The organism is Enterobacter sp. MGH 16 (assembly GCF_000493175.1).
Lineage (GTDB): Bacteria > Pseudomonadota > Gammaproteobacteria > Enterobacterales > Enterobacteriaceae > Enterobacter > Enterobacter roggenkampii.
Map to the genome: position 1 here is coordinate 3,416,048 of NZ_KI535695.1, position 24,673 is coordinate 3,440,720.

The following is a 24,673-nucleotide window of genomic DNA, read 5'->3' on the forward strand; positions in this document are numbered from 1 at the left end:
GGCTTTTTTCATTCAGTGCCGCGCGTTAAAACGCAGCTGCCCTTCCAGCTCTTCTTCCGCTTCATCGAACAGTAATATCAGTGCGCCAAAACGTCTGCGCAGCTTATCGGGCAAATGGATGAACTCAATTTCCAGCGGTAGCGGCAGCAGACTCCCGGTCACCACGTCCCACAGCGTATCCAGATTCGTCACGCTTTCCCGTTCAAGATCAAACACCCGGATAAACTCACGGTAGAAGTCTTCCTGACTGTCGATCTCGTCAAAATCAAAGGTATAGGTTTTCATTGCCAGCCACCCAGTCCAGGCGAGCGGCAGATGCCGCCCTGTCTATTATAATCCCCCAATGTGAAGGGTTTTCACTTCCAGATACTCTTCCAGGCCCAGCACGGAGCCCTCACGACCCAGGCCTGACTCCTTCACGCCACCAAAGGGCCCCAGTTCCGTGGAGACGGCACACTCGTTAATGCCGATCATCCCACTCTCGATCGCCTGGGAAACGCGGAAAACACGTGAGAGATTCTGGGTATAGAAGTAAGCCGCCAGCCCGTAGGGCGTATTGTTGGCACGCTGGATAACTTCATCTTCCGAGGTGAAACGGAAACACGCCGCAACCGGGCCAAACGTCTCTTCCTCTGCCAGCTTCATGCCTTCATGGCAGTCGCCCAGCACGGTTGGCATCCAGAAATTCCCGCCAAGCGGATGGGGCTTACCCCCTGCCAGTACGGTTGCCCCCCGTGAGACGGCATCGTCGACATGCTCACGCACCTTGTCGACCGCAGCAGATTCAATCAGCGGCCCGACAACAACGCCCTCGTCAAGGCCATTCCCCACCTTGAGCGCCTTCACGGCATCGGCAAGTTTATTCACAAACTTGTCGTAGACGGTTTCCTGAATATAAAAACGGTTCACGCTGACGCAGACCTGCCCGGCATTGCGGAACTTGTTGGCAATCGCCCCCTTCACCGCCGCGTCGATATCTGCATCCTCAAAAACGATATACGGGGCATTTCCCCCCAGCTCCATCGAGACTTTTTTCATGGTTTCGGCAGCATTACGCACCAGCGTTTTGCCGACGGAGGTCGAGCCGGTAAAGGAGATTTTACGCACGTCTCGGCTTGCCATAATCGCATCGCTGATTTCATGGGTATTCCCGGCCACGGCGTTGAGCACGCCGTCGGGTACGCCGGCCTGTTTTGCCAGGGTGAGCAGCGCAAAGGCACTGAGCGGCGTGTTATTGGCCGGTTTGATCACTCCGGTGCACCCCGCAGCCAGCGCCGGGCCTAATTTGCGGGTGAGCATGGCCATTGGGAAGTTCCACGGCGTTATCGCCGCCACCACGCCTATGGGTTCGCGGGTCGCCAGAATGCGCGAGCCGGGTTTGATCGGCGGAATAATTTCCCCGTTGGCGCGCTTGGCCTCTTCGGCAAACCACTGGATAAAGCTGGCAGCGTACTCCACCTCACCTTCCGCTTCTTTCAGCGGCTTGCCCTGCTCGGTGGTCATTAACTGCCCGAGCCAGCTTTTATTCTCAATAATCAGTTCGTACCAGCGATAAAGAATCGCCGAGCGCTCTTTCGCGGTTTTGGCACGCCAGGCCGGGAAGGCTTTGGTGGCCGCTGCGATAGCCTCTTCGGTTTGTGCTTTACCCGCTTTCGCGACTTTCGCGATGACTTCCCCGGTAGCGGGGTTAAGCACATCGAAGGTCGTGTCCAGCGTTTTCCAGATCCCGTTGACCAGATAACCGGTCTGAAAAAGGATGTGATCCTGAAGCGCCTGGGTCGTCATGTGTCCTCCCTTCCTGAAATGTAAGAACGTGCTGGAATAAGTATAGCCACAAAAAAACCGACGCTTTTGGCGTCGGTTTTTTTACTTCAGTCAGCTATCCGTGAGGGCATTCTGGTAGCGATGCAGCATCAACACCAGCCGTCCTACCGGCTCGGTCACCTGAGGTGGCGCTTCCCAGGTTTTAAGCTTCTCCTGGTAGATATCAAGCTCTGCAAGCAGCTGCGTAAAGTAGCGACGTCGTTTGTCATCACTGCTGGCGAAAAGCACGTGGTCCGCGGTACGACGCAGCTGGCGGTGCCAGGCCGACAGATCGTCGTTGATCGGCACCGGCGCATTGCGCAGACGCTGGTGTGCAATGATCATGGTCAGCGCCAGGCGGAACTTGGCAATGTCGCCCGGGAACTTGTTCAGCAGTAAAAACAGCTGCTGGTAGAGCGCGGGCAGATGGTTCTCTTTTCGACGCGCGGTGTTGGTTGTCATCGACGACACGGCGGCCGACACAAACTGGTTCAACAGCACGCGGCCCGTTCTTGCCTGCGAATTATCGCGGACCAGCAGAATCACCATCATCGCCAGGAAACAGCCCACCAGCTGACCTAACGCGCTGTCGAGGAACTGGCTGAAATGGAAGGTCATCGGGTTATCCAGCACGATGATGTTAATCGTACTCGCCAGCGCCCCCAGCGATCCGAGGCGGCGCTTTTGCACCTCAATGCCGATAAAGAACGCCATCACCGCCAGGCTAATACAGAGCAGCAGCATGCTCTGCTGGGTAGACGGGATGATGACCAGAAAATAGAGCGCGCCGATCGGCAGGGCGGCAAGGGTGCCGTACAGGAAATCGATGGCGACCATACGCGGGTTAGGCAGACGCATCGCCAGTGCGGTCACGACGGCAATCATCACCATCGCGCCGCTGCCGGACGTCCAGCCCGTCCACAGCCAGAACAGCGTGCCGAGCATACAGGCAAGCGTCGTCCGCCAGAAGTTGACCATCGCGTGATGGCGCTCGGCGGATTCCGGCTTGATCACCACTTCGCCCTGCAGTACCTCTTCTTCCGCCGCGCTGATTTTGGTATTCCCGATCACGCCGCGTTTCAGCAGCAGGTAGCGCGTCGCGGCGCCGACCCAGGTGTAGATCGTTACCGGCGTGTCACGTTCCCCTGTCCAGGCAATAACCCTGCGCATACGCTTAAGCTGCTTGTGCACGTCCTGCACCGTTTCCACTGGCTCAGCGAACAGTTCGCGGAACGTATCGGTGACCACTTCCGGGCGCGTGTTCTGAATCAGGTAGGTTTCACATGCCTGAGTAATCAGCGTTAACGAGACCGTATTAAGGGCTTTCAGACGACGGTTAGCGCGAGCCCAGCGTGACGACTCCATATTGAGATTGCTGCGCATCCCTTCCAGCGCCTGCGTGCGGCGAACCAGCCCGCTCCAGGCTTTATCCACCTCTTCGCTGTCGCCGTGCTTAATGCAGAGCTGCATCAGCTGGTACTGGGCGACAATCAGCGCATCAAGCTCACGGTCGACTTCCTGCTTGATGGAGCGCGGGGAGAACAGCAGGTCCGCGACAATTGCACTCACGATACCAATGACAATCTCACTGCATCGCTCCACCGCAAACTGCGGAGCCAGCAGCGGCTCGGACTGGATGGTGATGATAATAATCAGCGCGGTATAGCCCGCCAGACCCCAGGCATAGGAGTTCTCCACTTTCACCAGGGATGAGATCCAGGTGCAGAAGCCCGCCCAGATACAGCACACCATCAGCATCAGCAGCGGCGTGCGGATCATCAGGATAATAATGGTGAGCGCCGCGATACAGCCGATGAACGTCCCGATGATACGCAGCATTCCGCGATAGCGGATCGCGCCTGAATAGGGTTCCCCACCCACGGCAAAGGCGGGACCCGCAGCGACAATCGCGGCCGTCAGCACTGCCCAGCGCGGGGTTTCAAGCTGGAAGTGGAAGCCAACAAACAGCGCCAGCACAATGGCACACGCCAGCTTCACGGCGAAGCGAATGTGCTGGCTGGCGATGGAAAAGATGCCCATAGCGATTAACCAAACTCGCGCAGACGGTGGGCGATTTTACGGAAGAACGAGTCCTGGCTGGCATCCCGATCTTTTTCACCGGTAATCACCACCGTCGCCGTGGTACCCGCAGGCCACAGATTGCCCTGCTGTTCATCCAGGTGGATACGGACCGGCACGCGCTGGGCCAGACGCACCCACTCGAGGTTGGAATCCACCGTTGCCATCCCTTTTGCATCACGCGAACTGCTGGAGTTGGTGACCCCTGCGGCGACGCTGTCGACGGTACCTTTAAAGACGCGGTTGCTGCCCAGCGGCGTGATTTCTGCCCGATAGCCGGGACGTACGCCTTCCAGCTTGGTCTCTTCCATATAGGCGAGTACATAGAAAGAGTTCTGTTTCACCAGCGCCACGGCGGTTGAGCCACGGGTAATGAATTCCCCGGTATAGACGTTAAGGTTGGTCACCCAGCCATCAGACGGCGCGCGGATCACGGTACGCTCCAGATCGAGCTTCGCCAGATCGCGCGTTGCTTCTGCTTTCGCCAGCTGGTGCAGCACGGTTTGCAGCACGTTGTTGGACTGGTCAATCTCTTCACGGGACATTGCCTGAACGCCAAGCTGATTACGGCGGCCTGCCTCACGGCGTTTCTCCGCAGCCAGCGCCTGGTAATAGGCCACGTCCGCTTCCGCCTCTTCCAGCGCTTTCTGGTAACGAGGCTGGTCGATGGTGAACAGAACCTGATCTTTTTTCACCAACTGGTTATCGTGAACGTTAACCGCCGTTATAAGACCGGCCACGTCAGGGGCGATGGCCACCACATCGGCGCTGAAGCGTGCATCACGCGTCCACGGTGATTCGGTGTAATAGACCCAGGCGCGGAAAATGGCAATGAAGGCGAGGATAACCAGCGCCATGGTGATGGCAGTGCGGGAGATTTTTCTTGTTAGCGTTTTCACATCAACCTCAGACAAACATGCGCGATATCAGGTAAAACAGGCAGCAATACAGCGCGGTATTGAACAATGCAGGGTGCCAGACGAAATCGTAGATCCCGGTAGGGACCAGCACCTTGCGCACCAGCCAGAAGATCGCCAGTGATAAAAGAAGCTCGAAAAATATCGGTGGGAACGACAGACCGAACACCACGATAACGGGAAACAGACTCATGTTGACCTTGATAAGAGAGAGTGCAGGCTTCAGAATTTTTTAGCGCACGCCACCGCAGGAGAGCAAGAAACGCCGGGCGAGAATGGCGCAGCCGTTATGTAATTAATAATATATTAACGTAACTGTTATGCTGTTATCTATAATATGTGATCTAAATCACTTTTAAGCCAGAGTGAACAATGGAACGTTTAAAACGCATGTCAGTCTTCGCCAAAGTGGTTGAACTGGGCTCCTTTACCGCCGCTGCACGCCAGCTTCAGATGAGCGTCTCCTCTATCAGCCAGACGGTGTCCAAACTGGAAGATGAGCTTCAGGTCAAGCTGCTCAACCGCAGTACCCGCAGCATTGGCCTGACGGAAGCGGGTAAAATTTACTATCAAGGCTGTCGTCGCATGCTTCTGGAAGTGCGGGATGTTCACGAACAGCTCTACGCCTTCAACAACACCCCCATCGGCACGCTGCGCATCGGGTGTTCTTCAACTATGGCACAAAATGTTCTCGCTGCCATGACGGCGGATATGCTGAAAGAGTACCCCGGGCTTACCGTCAATCTGGTGACGGGTATCCCGGCGCCGGATCTGATTGCCGACGGCCTGGACGTGGTGATCCGCGTCGGCGCGCTGCAGGATTCCAGCCTGTTCTCGCGTCGGCTGGGCAGCATGCCGATGGTCGTCTGCGCTTCGAAGAGCTATCTGGCCCAGTACGGTGTGCCGGAGAAACCCGCCGATCTCACCAACCACTCGTGGCTGGAGTACAGCGTGCGGCCCGACAATGAATTTGAGCTGATTGCCCCGGAAGGGATCTCCACCAAACTGCTGCCGGAGGGGCGGTTTGTCACTAACGATCCGATGACCATTTCGCGCTGGCTGGTGGCTGGCGCCGGGATCGCCTACGTGCCGCTGATGTGGGTGATCAACGAAATTAACAGCGGCGTGCTGGAGATCCTCTTCCCGCGCTACCAATCCGATCCGCGTCCGGTGTACGCCCTGTATACCGAAAAAGACAAGCTCCCGCTGAAAGTCCAGGTGTGCATTAACTATCTGACCGAGTATTTTGTGGACGTGGCGGAGCTGTTTCAGGGGATGCGGGGAAGACGAAAGGAATAATCCATTTATCCCATAACGCATAGGACCGATGAATATTCCCAGGATGAATCCCGTATTCATTCAGGAATATTCCTTCGCCACTATCAGGAATAGCTAATTGACACTACCGCCATCAGCCCATTACTTTATATGCAGTCTGCTCGTCAGGCTGTTATTAATTTGTTGCTGATATGAATAATAAAATGTATTCCGCAGGATGACGTTAAACAAGGAAAAGAAATGAATCTATTTGAACAAACACCGCCTTCACGCAGGCGCTATGGACTCGCTGCGTTCATCGGCTTAATTGCAGGGATCGTCTCCGCTTTTGTCAAATGGGGAGCCGAAGTACCGCTTCCGCCACGCAGCCCCGCCGACTTATTCACCGGCGCATGCGGACCAGAGCAATTAATAAGAGCCGCAGGCCAGATTGACTGTTCCCGCAATTTTTTAAACCCTCCCTATGTATTTTTACGCGACTGGCTGGGCGTTGTCGATCCTAACGCGGCAGTTTATACATTTGCCGGACATATATTTAACTGGGTTGGCGTGACGCATATTATTTTCTCCATCGTCTTCGCTGTTGGCTATTGTGTCGTTGCTGAAGTCTTCCCGAAAATTAAACTCTGGCAGGGTTTGCTGGCAGGTGCGTTAGCTCAGCTCTTTGTGCATATGATCTCCTTCCCGCTGATGGGGTTGACGCCACCGCTGTTTGAGCTGCCGTGGTATGAACACGTGTCAGAGATCGTGGGCCATCTGGTCTGGTTCTGGTCGATCGAAATTATTCGTCGTGACTTGCGTAACCGCATCACTCACGAGCCGGATCCGGAGATACCGCTGGGTAACTTACGTTAAAAAAAAGGCGCTACGTCTGTAGCGCCTTTTTTTATGTTTGCTCAGGTCAGGCTGTGCCGCCCACCGTCAGGTTGTCTACTTTCAGCGTTGGCTGGCCCACGCCCACCGGCAGGCTCTGGCCCTCTTTACCGCAGACGCCCACGCCGTTATCCAGCTTCAGATCGTTACCGACCATGGAGATCTGCTGCATGGCTTCAATACCGGAGCCGATCAGCGTTGCACCTTTCACCGCTTTGGTCACTTTGCCCTTCTCGATCAGGTACGCTTCTGAGGTTGAGAAGACAAACTTACCGGAAGTGATATCCACCTGGCCGCCGCCAAAGTTAGGCGCAAAGATACCGTAATCAACGGATTCGATAATCTCCTGCGGCGTGGATTTGCCCGGCAGCATGTAGGTATTGGTCATGCGCGGCATCGGCAGGTGCGCGTAGGATTCACGACGGCCGTTACCCGTTGGCGCAACGCCCATCAGGCGCGCGTTGAGTTTGTCCTGCATGTAGCCTTTCAGCACGCCGTTTTCGATCAGCACGTTGTACTGGCCGGGCGTACCTTCATCGTCGATAGCCACCGAGCCGCGACGATCGCGCATGGTGCCATCATCCACCACGGTGCACAGTTCAGAGGAGACAAGTTGACCAATCTGACCGCTGAATACCGACGTTCCGCGACGGTTAAAGTCGCCTTCCAGACCATGGCCCACCGCCTCATGCAGCAGCACGCCCGGCCAGCCGGCACCCAGCACCACCGGGAATGAACCCGCCGGCGCCGCGACGGCATTCAGATTCACCAGCGCCATGCGCACGGCTTCTTTTGCCCACGCGTCAGCGCGCGCTTCACCGTCAACGTCGCCCAGGAACCAGTCATAGCCAAAACGACCGCCGCCGCCGCTTGAACCGCGCTCGCGTTTGCCGTCCTCATCGACCTGCACGCTGATAGAGAGACGCACCAGCGGACGGACATCTGCCGCCAGGGTACCGTCCGTTGCCGCCACCAGAATCAGTTCATACACACCGCTCAGGCTGGCTGAAACTTCCTGCACGCGTTTATCTGCCGCGCGCGCCACTTTGTCCACGCGGCGCAGGATATCCAGCTTCTCTTCACGGCTCATGCTCTGCAGCGGATCGATGCTGGTATAGAGCGCAGAGTGCTGCACTTCTCCCAGGGTTTTCACGCGACCATCGCCGGTATCACGCACAATGGTGCGCGCGGCCTGCGCGCTCTGCTCAAGTGCGGCGAGGCTAATCTGATCGGCATACGCAAAACCGGTTTTCTCCCCGCTGACGGCGCGGACGCCGACGCCCTGGTCGATGTTGTAAGAGCCATCTTTAATGATGCTGTCTTCTAAAACCCAGGATTCGTGATAGCTCGACTGGAAATAAAGGTCGCCGTAGTCGAGACGGCGTTCGGTCAGTTGACCAAGAATGGAGAACAGGTCCTGATGGTTCAGGCCGTTCGCTGCGAGCAAATGTTCACTTACCAGGTTCAGACTCATCGTATTGCTACTCGTTCGTTGCCGCCCGTGGCGGTATAAAGATCGTATTTATTGAGAGTGAGGCAATTACCTGCCCACGTCAAATCATTGCTGTGCATCTTTGCGCGGCTGGCGCAGCACCTCGTTAATCTGCGGTTTATCGACCGGACCGGTAATGCGATAGCGCAGAATAGAGACCTTGCTCCACAGCGGCCCTAGCACTTTACTGGCGGCAAACACCGCCGCACCGACAATCGGGTTCACCACGAAGGCCGCCGCAACGCCCACGCTCGCGGAAATTTCCGGCGCCACCACGGCTTCCATATCCAGCTCGCGGCGCACGAGGTTGACCGAGCCTTTCATGGCGATATCCGCTTCCAGGCCATCCACCAGCGTATCGTCCGTATGCAGAACGCCGTCCTTGATCCACGCCGTACTGCGGATGGAATCGTAGTAGAACCCTTCGCTGAAGGTATCGCTGAAATCGAAGCGCAGCTTGCGCAGCAGCGCATCAAAACTCAGCAGGCGCAGGATCTGCCCGGCGCGCCCCGTGCTCACGTCGGCGATTTCACCTTTGCCGAAGCGGGTTTTCAGAATGCCGTTCAGCGAGGCCTCATCCGGCTTCCACGGGGCGTCGCGCCAGTGAAGATCGTAATCGACGTCAAATGACGAACCGCGCAGCGGCGTGCTGATGCCAAAGAAATTGGCTGCCGCATCCAGTTTGTTGCCTTTAATGTCGCCCTTGAGGGACGTTCGCTGCTCGCCCGGATTATTCACCCATTCCCCGCCTGCCGTCATGCGGCCAAAGCCGGTGTCGATCAATCCACCGGTGAGCGTAAGCGTATTTCCCTGAATGGCAAAATCACCGTCGATACGGCCATATTTCTGTCCCCACAGCCAGCACTCCGCGCAGCGCAGCTGGAGATCGGGCCAGCCGCTAAAGTCGACGCGGGAGGTTTGACTCAGCGGCGAGGTATCCGCCGGTTTATCTTTACTCGCGGCGGCCGGGTTGTAGTAGAGATAGCGGATCGCCGCCTGCCACGGCGCGTGATTGCGCATGGTCAGCGTGCCGTTTATCTCCCGGCCCTGGGCCTCCACTTTCGTACCGTTAGCAGCAGGCTGCGAGACAATACTCAGGTTGTTCCACTGCTGCCCACCCAGCATCAGCGACGGCGTGCGTACGGTAATGGTTTGCGGGAACTGCGCGGTTTCATCAACGTTTTGCCCAACGCCTTTCTGGAACAACGCCAGCCACTCTGCACCGTCCATCGGCGGCAGATTCAGCTCAACGCCCGTCTGCTCTGGCAGCGGCGGCGTGGAGCGGCTATCCGTCGTCCAGATGGCCCTGTCGAGGGTGAGCTTGCGGTTAAGCAGCCAGCGGCTGTTGAAGTGGTTCGTCCCGCCCGCGTTTCCGGTCAGCGCGAAGCTGTTCAGGTTGCCCTCGACGTTCAGCTTCACCGGCAGCGGCTGTCCGGCCTGTTTATCCAGCGGCGCAGGCAGCTGGCTTCGAAGATTCTTCAGATCACCCGTGATGTCGACCTTGTACTGGGCACCCGCGTGATAAGGCAGGTCGATTGCCACTTTACCCTGCCAGGCGACCGCCCCCTCCACCGACGCCTCAATCGGCTTCGGCAGGACATCCATTCGCGCTGGCTGCCAGTTACCGTCCAGATTGACGGCCACCTGATACGCCTTTTCACCTTCTGTGGTCGTGAAGTCGATATTCACGGGCTGATTAAACCAGCTGGCGGTCAGCGGCTCGCTCTTCAGGTTACCGTTCTCAAAGCTGAACTGCCCGCTGAGATTTTTCAGGGTGCTCTCAAGGGGTTTAATGTACAGACTGTTGTTCTTCAGACGGACGTCGCCTTTCGCGGTGGTCATCTCACCGTCCAGCGGGATATCAAGATGTAAGCGAGCATTCACATCGCCATCAAGCTGCAGCTGCTGAAGCGTCGCCGCCAGCGACTCTTTCAGGGGGGTCTCCTCAAAGTACGGTCCCACCGTCTTGCCGGGACCGTTGATGTCGGCATCAATCAACAGCTTCTCTTTTGAGTAGTCCGGAATGTTGGCCGTCAGGTTGCTGGCCGTCACGCCGCCCAGCGCCACGCTGTCGGACTTCATCCACAGGCCGTCATTGAGGAAGTTAAGTTCGATATCCAGATTTTTCAGCGCGGGCCAGCCCGGCTGGAACGCGAAGGTGGCGTCATGCAGCGGCACCAGCACCTGGAACTGACCTTCATTATGTTTGTACGGGAACAGATGGGGGTTACCGCCGTAGACCAGCGTGGCGTTTTCCGCCTGACCGCCCTGAATTGCGCCGCTCAGATAGTCGACCAGCGCTTTACCCATCAGGTTTTCCGGGAAATAGCGCCAGGCCTGCGAGCCATCATCGGTACTGATTCCGGCCAGAATACCCAGCCACGGCTCGTCCCCCTGCGGTTGCAGATAGCGGAAGTCACCCCGCGCGTGTACCGCTTTAGCTTTGACATCGATGTGGCGACCATCGAGCTGGAAGCCCTTATCGTTACGGAGCCAGTTAAGCACTGCGTTCCCCTGTTCGATTTCCAGCGGTGCGCGGAAGACCGTCTCGTACGGCATTCTGGCGTCGTGCATATCAACCGTCAGCCTGCCGTTCTCCACGCTGCCTTCCAGCTTGCCGCTAAAGTGCTCCGCACCCGGCAGCAGCTTCCACTGCTTCCAGGCAAGATCTTTCCATGTTGCCTGGAAACGGGTTTTTTCCGTCGCCTGAAGCGGGATATCCAGCGCCAGAGAATCGATCTTTCCGCTCGGCTGCGTAGCCAGCCAGATCTCGCCCAGGTCTGGAGAGAGCTTTGCCGCCATTGAGCGCAGCCCTTCAATGGCGGCCAAATCCAGGTTGCTGGCGCGAATGCGCAGCTCGTCGCTGCGTTTACTGGCCGTGCCGCCAACGTCCTGCTCCGGCATCCAGGCCAGCGTCAGCGCACCGCGCGGCCACGGCTTGCCGTCCATCGCGATCCGCGTATCGGGAATGGCAAACTGCCAGCCCTCTTTCTCCTGCGTCACGTGGGCGGTGAGGTTATCGACGGAAAGCTGATGCTGCTGGTTTTCACCTTTCCAGCTCGCGCCCCCCTGCTTGAGCCAGATATCGCCGCTGGCAAATTCGCCTTTCGTCAGGGTCAGCCAGCCTTCAAGGCTGAATCGGGCCGTTTCCAGCTGCATATTCTGCTGGAGCCAGTCGCCCAGCCACGGTTTGACGTCCACATCGTCGGCCTGCAGCCAGACTTTGCCGTTATTTAGCAGACCGTCATCGTCACGCAGATCCATGCGCACCTGCATCACGCCGTGCTGACCGTTCAGGCTGGAGAGACTCACCTGCCCCTCAGCGCGGTGCCGGTTCCTGCCGTTGAGCCAGGTCAGCTGGGGGATCGCCAGTTCCGCGCGCTGGCCGGAAAGGGTAATAAAGCTCACTTCGCTGTCGCGCAGATCGAAATGATCGAACTGACGCAGGAAAAGATCGCTAAAACGATTGGCCTCAAGCCCCTGGCTGCTGTCGCCGCCCGAGATGGGCGTATTGGTCAGAAACTGGAGCTGATAAAAGGTGAGATCGCGAAACTGCCAGCGCAGATGCAGCAGGCTTTGCCAGACGTCCAGCGCCAGGGTCACGCGTTTGATTTTGAGGTGGCCGCCATCTTTCAGGCTGGCGTTGATATCCCGCACATCGAGCGTCGGGCCAAAATTCTGCCAGCTGGCGCTTACCTGGCTGACGTTCACCGGTACGCCGGTGGTGGATTCGATTTTTGCCAGCAGCTGCGGACGCCAGCTGTCCAGATGCGGTAAAACGAGGCGTAGCCCGCTCACGAGCAACGCGACAATCACGACCAGCGTTGCCCCTGTAAGCAATAAAATCCCCGGCAATCGCCTCACGCATCTCTCCTTGTCAGCTTTGGTCACGCAGCGTACTGCGCTTACATCATCACGACGTCAAACTGCTCCTGGTTATAGAGCGGTTCAATTTGTACTTTTACCTGTTTGCCGACAAAGATTTCCACTTCCGCCAGCGCGTGTGACTCTTCGCCTTTCAGCGCTTCAGCCACCGCAGGGGAAGCATAGACCAGAAAACGATCGGAGTCGTAGGCATGATGAACACGGACGATTTCACGCATGATCTCGTAGCAGACGGTCTCAACCGTCTTTACCGTTCCGCGTCCATGGCAGGTCGGGCATTCATTACACAGCACATGCTCCACGCTCTCGCGGGTACGCTTACGCGTCATTTCCACCAGCCCCAGCTGTGAGAAGCCGTTGATGCTGGTTTTCACGCGATCTTTACTCAGGGCCTGCTCAAGCGAGTGCAGCACGCGGCGGCGATGGTCTTCATTACTCATATCGATGAAGTCGATGATGATAATGCCGCCCAGATTGCGCAGACGAAGCTGGCGCGCAATGGCCTGCGTGGCCTCGATGTTGGTGTTGAAGATGGTGTCATCCAGGTTGCGATGGCCGACGAACGCGCCGGTGTTGATATCGACGGTGGTCATCGCTTCGGTCTGATCGATGATCAGATAGCCGCCGGACTTCAGTTCAACCTTACGCTCCAGGGCACGCTGGATCTCGTTTTCGACATCATAGAGATCGAAGATCGGCTGACGCCCGGTGTAGTGCTCCAGTAGGCCCGGCATTTCCGGGATATATTCAGCGGTAAACTCCAGCAGCGCTTCATACGTCAGGCGGGAATCCACGCGAATGCGGTCGAGCTGCGCGTCGGCAAAGTCACGCAGCACGCGCTGCGCCAGCGCCAGCTCACCATAGAGCTGATAGCGGGTCTGGTTGCGTTTTTTACGCTCCATCACTTTTGTCCAGACGCGCTTCAGGTAAGCCGCATCTGACGCCAGGTCTTCCTCGCTGATCCCTTCCGCGGCGGTGCGGATGATAAATCCTCCCTGTTCATCGCAGTAGGCGCTGACGACTTTCTTCAGGCGCTCGCGCTCGCTTTCGCTCTCAATACGCTGCGAAACGCCCACGTGCGACGCGCCGGGCATAAACACCAGATAGCGGGAAGGTAAGGTGATATCGGTGGTCAGACGGGCGCCTTTGGTACCAAGAGGATCTTTCACCACCTGCACCATTAAGTCCTGGCCCTGACGCACCAGCTCAGAAATGTCACGCACGGCAAACTGTTTTTGCTCTTCGCCCGCGACGCACTCGGTGTGCGGCATGATGTCGGAGGCATGTAAAAATGCCGCCTTATCCAGTCCAATATCTACAAAAGCCGCCTGCATACCCGGCAGTACACGACTGACACGACCTTTGTAGATATTGCCTACTATTCCGCGCCGCGCTTCACGCTCAATATGAATTTCCTGAAGAATGCCACCGTCAATATAGGCCACACGGGTTTCCGATGGCGTTACGTTTACCAACAATTCAGCCGTCATAATTATCCCTTCCCTCACGCAGTGAGTTAAAATTGCTCAGCAACTCATACGTTTCCACCAGCGGTAAGCCGACTACGGCGTGATAGCTGCCATGAATCTTCCTGACAAAACAGCCACCCAGCCCCTGAATACCGTATGCACCTGCTTTATCCATCGGTTCACCGCTGGCAATATAAGCGGCGATCTCGTCGTCGGTAAGTACTCTGAACGTGACATCCGTCACCACCAGGCAATCCAGCACGTGCTGGCTGTCCGCCAGCGCGACGGCCGTCATCACCTGATGCGTTTGCCCGGACATTTTGCGCAGCATGCGCGCCGCGTGTTCCGCGTCATGCGGTTTCTCCAGCACTTCACCGTTAAGGATAACGATGGTATCAGCTCCCAGCACGGGCAGATCGCGCGGCACGCAGGCCACGCCCGCCTGCGCTTTCTCGCGCGCCAGACGTGACACGTACTGTTGAGCACTTTCGCCCTCAGCACGTTTTTCTTCAATGCCGGTCACGATGCGTTCAAAAGAGACCCCAAGCTGCGTCAGGAGTTCCTGACGGCGCGGGGAGCCGGAAGCGAGATACAAAGACGTCATAGAAACCTTTTATTGCACAGCAAACTGCTGGCGAACCTTACGCATCAGCAGGAATAGCCACGGCCAGAGCACACCGTTTACTACACTACTCCAGAACACTTCCGGTCGGAAAGAGACGTTGATCACTAAAAACTCTGCCCAGAAAACAACGATATCCGCAGCAAGCGACAACAGCATCACGACCAGGGCCTGTTGCCAGAGCGCGAGGTTACGGAAGAGCTGGAATTTCAGTGCGACGAGGTACGCAATAATGCTCATGGACAAGGCGCGTACGCCCAGCGTAGAGCCACTAATGAGATCCAGTATGGCACCCATCACAAAACCCGTGCCGACATTTACGCGATGCGGCAGGGCAAGGATCCAGTAGAGCAAAATGAGCAAGACCCAGTTTGGCCGGAAAACGAGAATGTTATCCGGCCAGGGCATAATCTGCAGCAACAGTGCAATGAGGAACGAGAGCCAGATGACCCAGCGTCCCTGGCTACGATAGCTTGCCACTACTGCCCTCCCGAAGAGAGTTTAGGCGGTGGCGGCGCATCCGGCAGCGGCTGCGTTAACCCCGTTGCCGGTGCCGGGACTGGCGCAGGCGGCCCCATAGAGTCCGCTGGCGGCAGAACCTGCGGCATCATCTGCATCAGGCGTTCATTTGCCACACGATGGACCTCTTCAGGCGTCATCGGGTTAGTACCGTTACGATCGGCGCCCCACAGCAGCAGCAGGTAGCGCAGACGCTGTAAACCGGCGGTTGGACGCGCCTGAATCACGGTATAGGCACGCTGCGTATCCAGCTTCACCGAAGAGACCACCGCAACCGGATAGCCTTCAGGGAAGCGGCCACCCAGACCGGAGGTCACCAGCACGTCGCCCACGCGGATATCCGTGTTGGCCGGCAGGTGTTCCAGCTGCAGATCGTCCGTACAGCCGTTCCCGGCCGCAATCACGCGGATGTCGTTGCGCAGCACCTGGATCGGCAGCGCATGCGTGGCGTCGCAAATCAGCAGCACGCGGCTGGTCAGTTTGGCGACGGCAACAACCTGGCCTACTACGCCTTTATCACTGATGACGGGCTGGCCTTCATACACCCCGTTGACGCTCCCTTTGTCGATCACAACCTGATCGCTGTAAGGGTCGTTCACGGTGGAGATCACCTGGGTAACCATCTTCTGCTCATCCTGACGCAGCGGCGAGCCGAGCAGCTCACGCAGACGCGCGTTTTCCTGCTTGTATTGCCCCAGCATCAGAAGTTCGCTGTTTTTCAGCAGCAGTTCCTGGCGTAATGCCCGGTTTTCAAGTTCGAGCTGGTCTCGTGAAGACAGCGTTTGAGAAACGGAGTCGAGCAGTTCACGGGGACCATTTGATATAAAGTAGAAAGGACTGACGGCGGTATCCATGTACGTTCGGATCTGGCTGAACGTACCGAGGCGGCTATCGGCAATAATGACCCCAAGCGCAACCAGAACCGCCAGAATGAGGCGAAACTGTAGCGATGGGCCACGGCTAAAAATTGGCTTCATAGGCTATGCGTATTCTCGCGTCAGAGAGAAAGGGTAGCAAATTGCTACCCTCTCAAACTCGACTACTCTTCGCTGAACAAATCGCCGCCGTGCATGTCGATCATTTCCAGCGCCTTGCCACCACCACGGGCGACGCAAGTCAGTGGATCTTCTGCAACTACGACAGGAATACCTGTCTCTTCCATTAACAGGCGGTCGAGGTTACGCAGCAGCGCACCACCACCGGTCAGAACCATACCGCGCTCGGAGATATCGGACGCCAGCTCTGGTGGGCACTGTTCCAGCGCGACCATTACCGCACTCACGATACCCGTCAGTGGCTCCTGCAGTGCTTCCAGAATTTCGTTGGAGTTCAGGGTGAAACCGCGTGGAACACCTTCAGCCAGGTTGCGGCCACGTACTTCGATCTCGCGCACTTCATCGCCCGGATATGCAGAGCCGATTTCGTGTTTGATACGCTCTGCGGTGGCTTCACCGATCAGAGAGCCGTAGTTACGGCGCACATAATTAATGATGGCTTCGTCGAAGCGGTCACCACCGATACGTACGGAAGAGGAGTACACCACGCCGTTCAGAGAGATAACGGCCACTTCAGTGGTACCACCACCGATATCCACCACCATGGAACCGGTCGCTTCAGACACAGGCAGACCTGCACCGATTGCCGCCGCCATTGGCTCTTCAATCAGGAACACTTCACGCGCACCTGCACCCTGAGCAGATTCACGGATTGCGCGACGCTCTACCTGGGTTGCGCCAACCGGCACACACACCAGAACACGCGGGCTTGGACGCATGAAGCTGTTGCTGTGAACCTGCTTGATGAAGTGCTGAAGCATTTTTTCAGTCACGAAGAAGTCAGCGATAACGCCGTCTTTCATTGGGCGAATAGCGGCGATGTTGCCAGGGGTACGACCCAGCATCTGCTTCGCGTCATGACCCACAGCGGCTACGCTTTTCGGCGAGCCTGCACGATCCTGACGAATGGCCACAACGGAAGGCTCATTCAATACGATGCCTTGTCCTTTTACATAAATAAGGGTATTCGCAGTACCCAGGTCAATGGACAGGTCATTGGAAAACATGCCACGAAATTTTTTCAACATACTAAGGGATAATCCTGAAAGCTGGGGCGGAAAACAAAATCCGCTTACTTTACCAACCACACGCAGCAGCGACAAGGCGCAAAAATCATCTGCAACGGTGAAAATTTGTGCAGTACGTTTCCTGATGTTACAAAATCATCCCCTGACTCCCTCAGGGCTGAGTAAACAGCAGCATTCCTTACTGACCTTTGTAACCCGTTAAAGGTCGTTCACTGGCTTTTTGCTCGACATACTCAAAGCTACAGGCGCGATATTCTACGTGAAAACAGCGTAAACGGCAGGTCAAACCGAGTATCTTTGCAAATATTTTTTCACATTGGTGTCAAGCGGCTGAGAGGCAGCAAAAAAATCCCCCTGACCACCCATTACACCGCGCTCTGTTAACATTTGCCATTCGCCTCTGGCGCGCACGCCCGCGGCAAACACCTGTGTTCGCGTTCCTTTGCACGCCTCAACCAGGCTCTGTACCAGCAGCTGGTTTTCCGTGCGCTTTTCAATATTCCTTACCAGCCCCGGATGTAGCTTTAATAGCTCCACATCCAGCTCCTTGATCCAGTTGGTGCTGACCAGCGTCAAACCTGCCTGCGTCACCGCGACGCGCGCGCCGAGCGCGTTGATCAAACGAACCACCGGACGTAACCGGCTGATGTGTTGACCTACATCCGCCTCAGCAAGTTCAAAAATAATGCGTTTGCGTTGCGATTTTTCGCATTGCATTAATGTATCACGCAGCCAGCGCTGAAAACGCGGGCGTATTAATGACTCCACGGTGACCTGTAACGCCAGGCTCTCTTCAGGCCAGAATGATAAAAACGGAATCAAGCGGCTAATTTGCTGACGGTCATACTCTTCGGACAGCCCAAATTGCAGCACCATTGGCAGATATTCCGCAGAAATAACCTCTTCCGTACCGTCAAAAATACGACACATCAGTTCACGGTGATGAACGTTACCGTTTTTCATGACCGCGGGTTTTTGATAAATACGCGGTCCGCCGCGACTTAGCATTTGCTCAATCAACGTACGCCAGCGCACGTTACCGCGCCCTTTTTCCGGCAACGAATCATCATAGACCGCCCATCCGTTCGCGCCCTGCAGCACGGCGTTGCGGGTGGCCGCTTCCGCATGCTCCATCACCTGTTCTGTCGATTGTCCGCCACGCCAGGCGCAGATCCCCATGTGGACCATATCGTCCCTGTCGAGCATTTTGCTCTGCGGCAGCGCATCAACCGCCTTCAGCAGCTGGCTGGCGATGCTTTCCGACTCCTTCAGCGTCCGATGCGGCAGCAACACGGCAAAGTCGCTGCGGTGGTAGCGGGCCAGCAGCGCGCCCGGGTAGCGCATAATAAAGGTGGAGAGCAGGTTGATCAGCGTAAAGAGATTTTCTTCCGCGGCCCGCTGTCCCCAGGTGTCGCGCAGGAGATCGAAATCAGGCAGGCGAATCATCATCACCACCCCGTGCGTCCCCACTTTTTCCGAATCGTCGAGCAGCGTGGCGAGCTGATTATCAAAGAAAAGGCGGTTGTTGAGGCCGGTTTTATTATCCTGCGCGGCATAGGAGCGGATCAGCGTATCCATACGGCTGCGCTGGTCGCTGGCAAACTGGATTTCCGAGAGCAGCGTATCCAGCGCGCTGCTGGCGCGTGACGGCCATTCGTGGACTGAACCACGGACCTGCGGGCCGCGTTCACCGTTAAGGATCCGCACGGAGCGCATCTCCAGCAGCTCCTGGCCGGAGAGCTGGCGGCGCAGCCAGCGGACCGCGAGAAAGATCAGCAGGACGATAAACGCCACCGCGACGGTGAGCGGCGCGGTGGTCATCATGGAACGGAAATAGCTGGCCATCGGATCGAGATAGACCATGTGTATGGTCATCCCCGGATTTTTAAGGGAATGTACGGTCACTTCCCGATACTGGCTCACCACGCCCGCAGGCCGATAGCTTCCCGGGCGTTCGTGGCTTAACACACGATGCTTTCCCTGCTGAATGTCGATCTGAACAATATCAACAGGTACCATCAGCTCATCGAGCTCCCTGGAGAGTGCCGGTAGCGGCGTCGTCAGCAGACGCGTATCAATTACCGACGCGACAGACTGTACCCGGTTAACCAGTTTGTCCTGAATGGCGTTGTAAAAGCTCAGAGAGCAGCCCAGAAGGGTGACAAAAATGGTAAGCCCCGTCAGCAAGGTGATAAAAGCTGAGAACTTCGTCGTTAATCGCATCCTTGAGATTACTCCGTGGGTTGATGGGGTAGCGAGTAAGCGCTAACTTGCATGTCAAATGCGGCATACTACCAAATCGGGTGTATCTGGCAATTTATTGCGTTAAATCGGCACTGCGTTTCCCTGAGCGAGTATAGTCTTCAGAAATTATTTTCCAATCAAATGAGTCGAGAGGACCCCGTATGCAGGCTTTGATCTTAGAACAGCAGGACGGCAAAACGCTTGCCTCAGTGCAGGCGGTAGAAGAGAGTCGCCTGCCGGAAGGCGAAGTAACCGTCGACATCGACTGGTCCAGTTTAAATTATAAAGATGCGCTGGCGATTACCGGGAAGGGTAAAATCATCCGAAATTTCCCTATGGTGCCGGGTATTGATTTCGCTGGCCGGGTACATACCAGCGAGGATCCGCGCTTCCATCCGGGCCAGCAGGTCCTGCTCACCGGCTGGGGCGTAGGTGAAAATCACTGGGGCGGGCTGGCCACGCAGGCGCGCGTGAAGGGCGACTGGCTGGTGCCGATGCCGAAAGGCATGGATGGCCGCAAGGCGATGATCGTCGGCACGGCAGGCTTTACCGCGATGCTGTGCGTGATGGCGCTGGAAGACGCAGGCATCCGCCCTGAATCGGGGGAAGTTGTCGTCACCGGTGCCAGCGGGGGCGTGGGCAGCACGGCAGTGACGCTACTGCACAAGCTGGGCTATCAGGTTGCGGCGGTTTCCGGTCGGGAAAGTACCCACGATTACCTGCGCCAGCTCGGTGCAAATCGCATTCTCAGCCGTGACGAATTCGCCGAAACCCGTCCACTGGAAAAACAGGTCTGGCCAGGCGCGGTGGATACCGTCGGTGATAAAGTGCTGGCAAAAGTCCTGGCGCAGATGAACTACGGCGGCTGCGTGGCCGCCTGCGGGCTGGCGGGCGGATTTGCCCTGCCAACCACCGTGATGCCATTCATTCTGCGTAACGTCCGCCTGCAGGGCGTGGATTCCGTGATGACACCTGCGGCTCGTCGTACTGAGGCATGGGAACGTCTGGTGCGCGATTTGCCGGAATCTTTCTACACCCAGAGCGCCACGGAGATTACGCTCAGCCAGGCACCGGACTATGCCAGTAAGATCATGGATAACCAGTTCCACGGTCGCGCGCTGGTGAAAATCGCCTAATCTTCAAATTTTCGTGACATATTCGCGCGAATCACTCTCCTCCGTCATGCTTAGGAAAACGCATGACGGAGGATGCCATGAAAAACCGAAAACTGACGGAAGCCGACGTAACGTCCGAGTCTGTCTTTATGTTACAGCGCCGCCAGATCCTGAAAATGCTTGGCATCAGCGCCACCGCGCTCTCGCTCTCGCCTTCGGCTCACGCTGACCTGCTCGACTGGTTTAAAGGCAACGATCGGCCGAAGGCCCCTTCCGGCGCCCCGCTCACCTTTACGAAACCCGCCCAATGGCAGAACAAACTGACGCTTACGCCAGAAGATAAAGTGACGGGCTATAACAACTTCTACGAATTTGGCCTCGACAAGGCCGATCCTGCGGCCAACGCCGGTAGTCTCAAAACCGATCCGTGGACGCTGAAAATCGACGGCGAAGTGGCAAAACCCCTGACGCTGGACCACCACGATCTGACCACCCGTTTCCCGCTCGAAGAGCGTATCTACCGCATGCGCTGCGTGGAAGCCTGGTCGATGGTGGTGCCCTGGATCGGCTTCCCGCTGCATAAATTGCTGGCGATGGTGGAGCCCACCAGCAACGCAAAATATGTCGCTTTCCAGACGCGGTATGCGCCGGACGAGATGCCGGGCCAGAAAGACCGGTTCATTGGCGGCGGGCTGGAGTATCCCTACGTTGAAGGGTTACGCCTTGACGAAGCCATGCACCCTCTTACGCTGCTGACCGTCGGCGTTTACGGCAAGGCGCTTCCGCCGCAGAACGGCGCGCCCATCCGTTTGACCGTGCCGTGGAAATACGGTTTCAAAGGAATTAAGTCTATCGTCAGCATTAAGCTCACCCGCGAGCGTCCGCCAACCACCTGGAATCTGGCGGCTCCGGACGAATACGGTTTCTTCGCCAACGTGAATCCGCACGTGGATCATCCGCGCTGGTCGCAGGCGACCGAGCGTTTTATCGGTTCCGGCGGCGCGCTGGACGTAAAGCGCCAGCCAACGCTGCTGTTTAACGGTTATGCGGATGAAGTGGCCTCGCTGTACCGTGGCCTCAATTTACGGGAGAACTTCTGAGTGCGTTTAACGGCAAAACAGATTACCTGGCTGAAAGTGCTGCTGCATTTAGCCGGATTACTCCCTTTTATCTGGCTGTTCTGGGCCGCCAGCCAGGGGCTTTTTAGCGCCGATCCGGCCAAGGATATCCAGCATTTTACCGGTCGGATGGCTCTGAAATTTTTACTGGCCACCTTGCTCGTCTCGCCGCTGGCGCGCTACGCTAAACAGCCACTATTGATACGCACCCGTCGGCTTTTGGGGCTATGGTGTTTTGCCTGGGCCACGCTGCATCTGACCAGCTATGCCCTGCTGGAACTGGGAATTAACAATCTGACACTGCTTGGCCGCGAACTGGTGACGCGCCCTTATCTGACGCTGGGTATTGTGAGCTGGGTGATTTTACTGGCGTTAGCGCTGACATCCACGCAATATGCGCAGCGAAAGCTGGGCCGTCGCTGGCAGTTGCTGCATAACTTCGTCTATCTTGTCGCGATCCTCGCACCCATTCATTATCTGTGGTCGGTGAAGATCCTCTCTCCGCAGCCGGTCCTTTACGCGCTGGCGGCCGTGGCGCTTTTAGCATGGCGTTACAAGAAGTTCCGCCAGTGGTTGCGATAGTTCGCGAAACTGTGCGTTTTCCCGCAGATTGCCTCTCAACCGCAAATCTTTTTTGGATTGCGGTTGATAATCTTCCCTGATAAGACCAGTATTTAGCTGCCAAATGCTACGAAATCGTTATAATGTGCGACCTTGGTTCGCCTGACAGTGGTTTTTGGCCTCTGAAAAGGTGACATTTGCGCTTCGACGGTATATTTTGTTTTTTACCCGAAAATCGCAGGAGATAGCGGCATAATGACTGATAAGTTCCAGATCTTAGTTTTGAACGGACCGAACCTGAACATGCTCGGCACCCGTGAGCCGGAGAAGTACGGCACGCTGACATTAAGCGAAATTGTTAACCGTTTGAGCACGGAAGCAGCGTCGCTGAATGTGGATTTGGATCATTTTCAGTCAAACGCGGAGTACGCAATCATCGACCGTATTCATCAGGCTAAAGACAATGTGGACTATATCCTGATCAATCCGGCCGCGTTTACGCACACCAGTGTTGCTATCCGCGACGCACTGCTTGCGGTGAGTATCCCGTTTATCGAGATCCACCTGAGTAACGTGCACGCCCGAGAGCCGTTCCGTCACCACTCGTATCTGTCGGATATCGCTGCTGGCGTTATCTGTGGACTGGGCGCAGACGGCTATTCATACGCTTTACAGACAGCGGTAAAACGCTTGTCACAATCACACTAAACAAGAGTACGGAACCCACTCATGGATATTCGTAAGATTAAAAAACTGATCGAGCTGGTTGAAGAATCAGGCATCTCCGAACTGGAAATTTCTGAAGGCGAAGAGTCTGTACGCATCAGCCGTGCAGCCCCAGCCGCTAGCTTCCCGGTAATGCAGCAAGCTTACGCTGCGCCAGTGCAGCAGCCTGCGCTCTCCGCAGCCGTTGCACCAGCAGCAGCTGAAGCCGCACCTGCCGCTGCAGCAGAAATCAGTGGTCACATCGTACGTTCCCCAATGGTTGGTACTTTCTACCGCACCCCGAGCCCGGACGCGAAGGCGTTCATCGAAGTGGGTCAGAAAGTCAACGTAGGCGATACCCTGTGCATCGTTGAAGCGATGAAAATGATGAACCAGATCGAAGCAGACAAATCAGGTACTGTGAAAGCGATTCTGGTCGAAAGTGGTCAGCCGGTTGAATTTGACGAGCCGCTGGTCGTCATCGAGTAACGAGGCGTACATGCTGGATAAAATTGTTATCGCCAACCGCGGCGAGATCGCACTGCGTATTCTTCGTGCCTGTAAAGAACTGGGCATCAAGACTGTCGCTGTGCACTCAAGCGCGGATCGCGATTTAAAACACGTATTGCTGGCGGATGAGACGGTCTGTATTGGCCCGGCTCCGTCCGTAAAAAGCTATCTGAACATCCCGGCTATCATCAGCGCCGCTGAAATCACCGGCGCGGTGGCAATTCATCCGGGTTACGGCTTCCTCTCTGAGAACGCCAACTTTGCTGAGCAGGTTGAACGCTCTGGCTTTATCTTCATCGGCCCGAAAGCCGACACCATCCGCCTGATGGGCGACAAAGTGTCGGCGATCACCGCGATGAAAAAAGCCGGTGTACCAACCGTACCAGGCTCTGACGGCCCTCTGACCGACGACATGGATGCTAACCGTGCTCATGCTAAACGCATTGGCTACCCGGTTATCATCAAGGCGTCCGGCGGCGGCGGCGGTCGCGGTATGCGCGTTGTGCGCAGCGATGCTGAACTGGCACAGTCCATCTCCATGACCAAAGCAGAAGCGAAAGCCGCTTTCAGCAATGACATGGTGTACATGGAAAAATACCTGGAAAACCCACGCCACATCGAAATTCAGGTGCTGGCTGACGGTCAGGGTAACGCAATCTATCTGGCAGAACGTGACTGCTCCATGCAGCGTCGTCACCAGAAAGTAGTCGAAGAAGCACCAGCGCCGGGCATTACTCCGGAACTGCGTCGCTACATCGGCGAGCGTTGCGCTAAAGCGTGTGTCGATATCGGCTATCGTGGAGCGGGTACCTTTGAGTTCCTGTTCGAAAACGGCGAGTTCTACTTCATTGAGATGAACACCCGTATTCAGGTTGAACATCCGGTTACCGAAATGATCACCGGGGTTGACCTGATTAAAGAGCAGCTGCGTATCGCAGCCGGTCAGCCGCTGTCCATCAAGCAGGAAGAAGTTGTGGTGAAAGGCCATGCGGTAGAATGCCGTATCAACGCCGAAGACCCGAACACCTTCCTGCCAAGCCCGGGTAAAATCACGCGTTTCCACGCGCCGGGTGGCTTTGGCGTGCGCTGGGAGTCTCATATCTACGCCGGTTACACCGTACCGCCGTACTATGACTCAATGATCGGCAAGCTCATCTGCTACGGCGAAAACCGTGACGTGGCGATTGCCCGCATGAAGAACGCCCTGCAGGAACTGATCATCGACGGAATCAAAACCAACGTTGATCTGCAGATGCGCATCATGAGCGACGAGCACTTCCAGAATGGTGGAACCAACATCCACTATCTGGAGAAAAAACTCGGTCTGAACGAGAAGTAAGAGACCTGTGTTGTGAAAAGGCCGGATTATCCGGCCTTTTTTATTTCTGGGGCCTGGAAAG

General features: G+C 56.5%; 22 protein-coding genes. 9 read left to right on the plus strand and 13 right to left on the minus strand.

The window, feature by feature from the left end; all coding sequences use genetic code 11:
• Positions 1–12 precede the first annotated feature (12 nt).
• From L362_RS06855 to aaeX, 5 genes are all read right to left on the minus strand, one after another.
• Complete coding sequence (locus L362_RS06855) at positions 13–285, minus strand: barstar family protein (RefSeq protein ID WP_008502839.1); 273 nt, start codon at positions 283–285, stop codon at positions 13–15.
• 45 nt (positions 286–330) lie between these two features.
• On the minus strand, positions 331–1,785 hold the full coding sequence (locus tag L362_RS06850; protein WP_008502840.1) for an NAD-dependent succinate-semialdehyde dehydrogenase: 1,455 nt from the start codon (positions 1,783–1,785) through the stop codon (positions 331–333).
• Positions 1,786–1,875: 90 nt separating this feature from the next.
• Entirely contained in the window at positions 1,876–3,843 is a 1,968-nt protein-coding gene (gene aaeB, locus L362_RS06845; protein WP_023344997.1) for a p-hydroxybenzoic acid efflux pump subunit AaeB, read from the minus strand.
• Between the two features lie 5 nt (positions 3,844–3,848).
• Positions 3,849–4,781, minus strand: a complete 933-nt coding sequence (gene aaeA, locus L362_RS06840; protein ID WP_008502842.1) for a p-hydroxybenzoic acid efflux pump subunit AaeA — start codon at positions 4,779–4,781, stop codon at positions 3,849–3,851.
• 7 nt (positions 4,782–4,788) lie between these two features.
• Positions 4,789–4,992 (minus strand): p-hydroxybenzoic acid efflux pump operon protein AaeX, encoded by a 204-nt coding sequence (gene aaeX / locus L362_RS06835; RefSeq protein WP_003860416.1) that lies wholly within the window; start codon positions 4,990–4,992, stop codon positions 4,789–4,791.
• Positions 4,993–5,171: 179 nt separating this feature from the next.
• Here aaeX and aaeR point away from each other — a divergent pair, with 179 nt between their 5' ends.
• Positions 5,172–6,098: an HTH-type transcriptional activator AaeR gene (aaeR, locus tag L362_RS06830; protein ID WP_008502843.1), complete on the plus strand. Its 927-nt coding sequence runs from the start codon at positions 5,172–5,174 to the stop codon at positions 6,096–6,098.
• A gap of 219 nt (positions 6,099–6,317) precedes the next feature.
• Positions 6,318–6,932 carry a YagU family protein gene (locus L362_RS06825; RefSeq protein WP_008502844.1) on the plus strand — a complete coding sequence of 205 codons (615 nt, stop codon included), beginning with the start codon at positions 6,318–6,320 and terminating at the stop codon, positions 6,930–6,932.
• A gap of 46 nt (positions 6,933–6,978) precedes the next feature.
• Here the strand turns inward: L362_RS06825 and tldD are convergent, their stop codons facing one another.
• From tldD to mreB, 7 genes are all read right to left on the minus strand, one after another.
• Positions 6,979–8,424 carry a metalloprotease TldD gene (tldD, locus tag L362_RS06820; RefSeq protein ID WP_021242283.1) on the minus strand — a complete coding sequence of 482 codons (1,446 nt, stop codon included), beginning with the start codon at positions 8,422–8,424 and terminating at the stop codon, positions 6,979–6,981.
• Positions 8,425–8,508: 84 nt separating this feature from the next.
• Positions 8,509–12,306 carry an AsmA2 domain-containing protein YhdP gene (gene yhdP, locus L362_RS06815; protein WP_023344998.1) on the minus strand — a complete coding sequence of 1,266 codons (3,798 nt, stop codon included), beginning with the start codon at positions 12,304–12,306 and terminating at the stop codon, positions 8,509–8,511.
• Positions 12,307–12,347: 41 nt separating this feature from the next.
• On the minus strand, positions 12,348–13,817 hold the full coding sequence (gene rng / locus L362_RS06810) for a ribonuclease G (RefSeq protein ID WP_008502847.1): 1,470 nt from the start codon (positions 13,815–13,817) through the stop codon (positions 12,348–12,350).
• On the minus strand, positions 13,807–14,400 hold the full coding sequence (locus L362_RS06805) for a Maf family protein (protein WP_023344999.1): 594 nt from the start codon (positions 14,398–14,400) through the stop codon (positions 13,807–13,809). Before L362_RS06805 ends, rng begins: the two co-directional genes overlap by 11 nt.
• A 9-nt stretch (positions 14,401–14,409) precedes the next feature.
• A complete protein-coding gene (gene mreD / locus L362_RS06800; protein WP_008502849.1) occupies positions 14,410–14,898 on the minus strand; it encodes a rod shape-determining protein MreD in 489 nt (162 codons plus the stop codon).
• Positions 14,898–15,914 carry a rod shape-determining protein MreC gene (mreC, locus tag L362_RS06795; protein WP_008502850.1) on the minus strand — a complete coding sequence of 339 codons (1,017 nt, stop codon included), beginning with the start codon at positions 15,912–15,914 and terminating at the stop codon, positions 14,898–14,900. The genes mreD and mreC overlap by 1 nt, the downstream gene beginning before the upstream one ends.
• Before the next feature lie 62 nt (positions 15,915–15,976).
• The gene (gene mreB, locus L362_RS06790) at positions 15,977–17,020 is read right to left on the minus strand and encodes a rod shape-determining protein MreB (protein WP_000913396.1); all 1,044 of its coding nucleotides are present in this window, start codon (positions 17,018–17,020) and stop codon (positions 15,977–15,979) included.
• Between mreB and L362_RS24835 the strand changes: the two genes are divergently transcribed.
• Entirely contained in the window at positions 16,989–17,222 is a 234-nt protein-coding gene (locus L362_RS24835) for a hypothetical protein (RefSeq protein WP_162230876.1), read from the plus strand. The genes mreB and L362_RS24835 overlap by 32 nt on opposite strands.
• Positions 17,223–17,302: 80 nt before the next feature.
• Here L362_RS24835 and csrD read toward each other — a convergent pair whose 3' ends face one another.
• Positions 17,303–19,243 (minus strand): RNase E specificity factor CsrD, encoded by a 1,941-nt coding sequence (csrD, locus tag L362_RS06785; protein ID WP_023326184.1) that lies wholly within the window; start codon positions 19,241–19,243, stop codon positions 17,303–17,305.
• Between the two features lie 182 nt (positions 19,244–19,425).
• Here csrD and L362_RS06780 point away from each other — a divergent pair, with 182 nt between their 5' ends.
• The 6 genes from L362_RS06780 to accC all read left to right on the plus strand — a co-directional run bounded on the left by L362_RS06780 (position 19,426) and on the right by accC (position 24,612).
• Positions 19,426–20,400, plus strand: coding sequence for an acrylyl-CoA reductase (NADPH) (locus tag L362_RS06780; protein ID WP_023345000.1), 975 nt, complete (start codon positions 19,426–19,428; stop codon positions 20,398–20,400).
• A 77-nt stretch (positions 20,401–20,477) separates the two neighbouring features.
• Positions 20,478–21,479: a protein-methionine-sulfoxide reductase catalytic subunit MsrP gene (gene msrP, locus L362_RS06775; protein WP_008502853.1), complete on the plus strand. Its 1,002-nt coding sequence runs from the start codon at positions 20,478–20,480 to the stop codon at positions 21,477–21,479.
• Positions 21,480–22,079: a protein-methionine-sulfoxide reductase heme-binding subunit MsrQ gene (gene msrQ / locus L362_RS06770; RefSeq protein WP_023294685.1), complete on the plus strand. Its 600-nt coding sequence runs from the start codon at positions 21,480–21,482 to the stop codon at positions 22,077–22,079.
• A gap of 234 nt (positions 22,080–22,313) precedes the next feature.
• Positions 22,314–22,766, plus strand: a complete 453-nt coding sequence (aroQ, locus tag L362_RS06765; protein WP_008502855.1) for a type II 3-dehydroquinate dehydratase — start codon at positions 22,314–22,316, stop codon at positions 22,764–22,766.
• 21 nt (positions 22,767–22,787) lie between these two features.
• Complete coding sequence (accB, locus tag L362_RS06760; protein ID WP_008502856.1) at positions 22,788–23,252, plus strand: acetyl-CoA carboxylase biotin carboxyl carrier protein; 465 nt, start codon at positions 22,788–22,790, stop codon at positions 23,250–23,252.
• Between the two features lie 10 nt (positions 23,253–23,262).
• Positions 23,263–24,612 carry an acetyl-CoA carboxylase biotin carboxylase subunit gene (accC, locus tag L362_RS06755; RefSeq protein WP_003860388.1) on the plus strand — a complete coding sequence of 450 codons (1,350 nt, stop codon included), beginning with the start codon at positions 23,263–23,265 and terminating at the stop codon, positions 24,610–24,612.
• Positions 24,613–24,673: the final 61 nt, after the last annotated feature.

Coding starts and splice junctions, on each gene's coding strand:
- L362_RS06855 (WP_008502839.1), bottom strand. CDS start 285: ATGAAAACCTATACCTTTGATTTTGACGAGATCGACAGTCAGGAAGAC.
- L362_RS06850 (WP_008502840.1), bottom strand. CDS start 1,785: ATGACGACCCAGGCGCTTCAGGATCACATCCTTTTTCAGACCGGTTAT.
- aaeB (WP_023344997.1), bottom strand. CDS start 3,843: ATGGGCATCTTTTCCATCGCCAGCCAGCACATTCGCTTCGCCGTGAAG.
- aaeX (WP_003860416.1), bottom strand. CDS start 4,992: ATGAGTCTGTTTCCCGTTATCGTGGTGTTCGGTCTGTCGTTCCCACCG.
- aaeR (WP_008502843.1), top strand. CDS start 5,172: ATGGAACGTTTAAAACGCATGTCAGTCTTCGCCAAAGTGGTTGAACTG.
- L362_RS06825 (WP_008502844.1), top strand. CDS start 6,318: ATGAATCTATTTGAACAAACACCGCCTTCACGCAGGCGCTATGGACTC.
- tldD (WP_021242283.1), bottom strand. CDS start 8,424: ATGAGTCTGAACCTGGTAAGTGAACATTTGCTCGCAGCGAACGGCCTG.
- rng (WP_008502847.1), bottom strand. CDS start 13,817: ATGACGGCTGAATTGTTGGTAAACGTAACGCCATCGGAAACCCGTGTG.
- L362_RS06805 (WP_023344999.1), bottom strand. CDS start 14,400: ATGACGTCTTTGTATCTCGCTTCCGGCTCCCCGCGCCGTCAGGAACTC.
- mreC (WP_008502850.1), bottom strand. CDS start 15,914: ATGAAGCCAATTTTTAGCCGTGGCCCATCGCTACAGTTTCGCCTCATT.
- mreB (WP_000913396.1), bottom strand. CDS start 17,020: ATGTTGAAAAAATTTCGTGGCATGTTTTCCAATGACCTGTCCATTGAC.
- csrD (WP_023326184.1), bottom strand. CDS start 19,243: ATGCGATTAACGACGAAGTTCTCAGCTTTTATCACCTTGCTGACGGGG.
- L362_RS06780 (WP_023345000.1), top strand. CDS start 19,426: ATGCAGGCTTTGATCTTAGAACAGCAGGACGGCAAAACGCTTGCCTCA.
- msrP (WP_008502853.1), top strand. CDS start 20,478: ATGAAAAACCGAAAACTGACGGAAGCCGACGTAACGTCCGAGTCTGTC.
- aroQ (WP_008502855.1), top strand. CDS start 22,314: ATGACTGATAAGTTCCAGATCTTAGTTTTGAACGGACCGAACCTGAAC.
- accB (WP_008502856.1), top strand. CDS start 22,788: ATGGATATTCGTAAGATTAAAAAACTGATCGAGCTGGTTGAAGAATCA.
- accC (WP_003860388.1), top strand. CDS start 23,263: ATGCTGGATAAAATTGTTATCGCCAACCGCGGCGAGATCGCACTGCGT.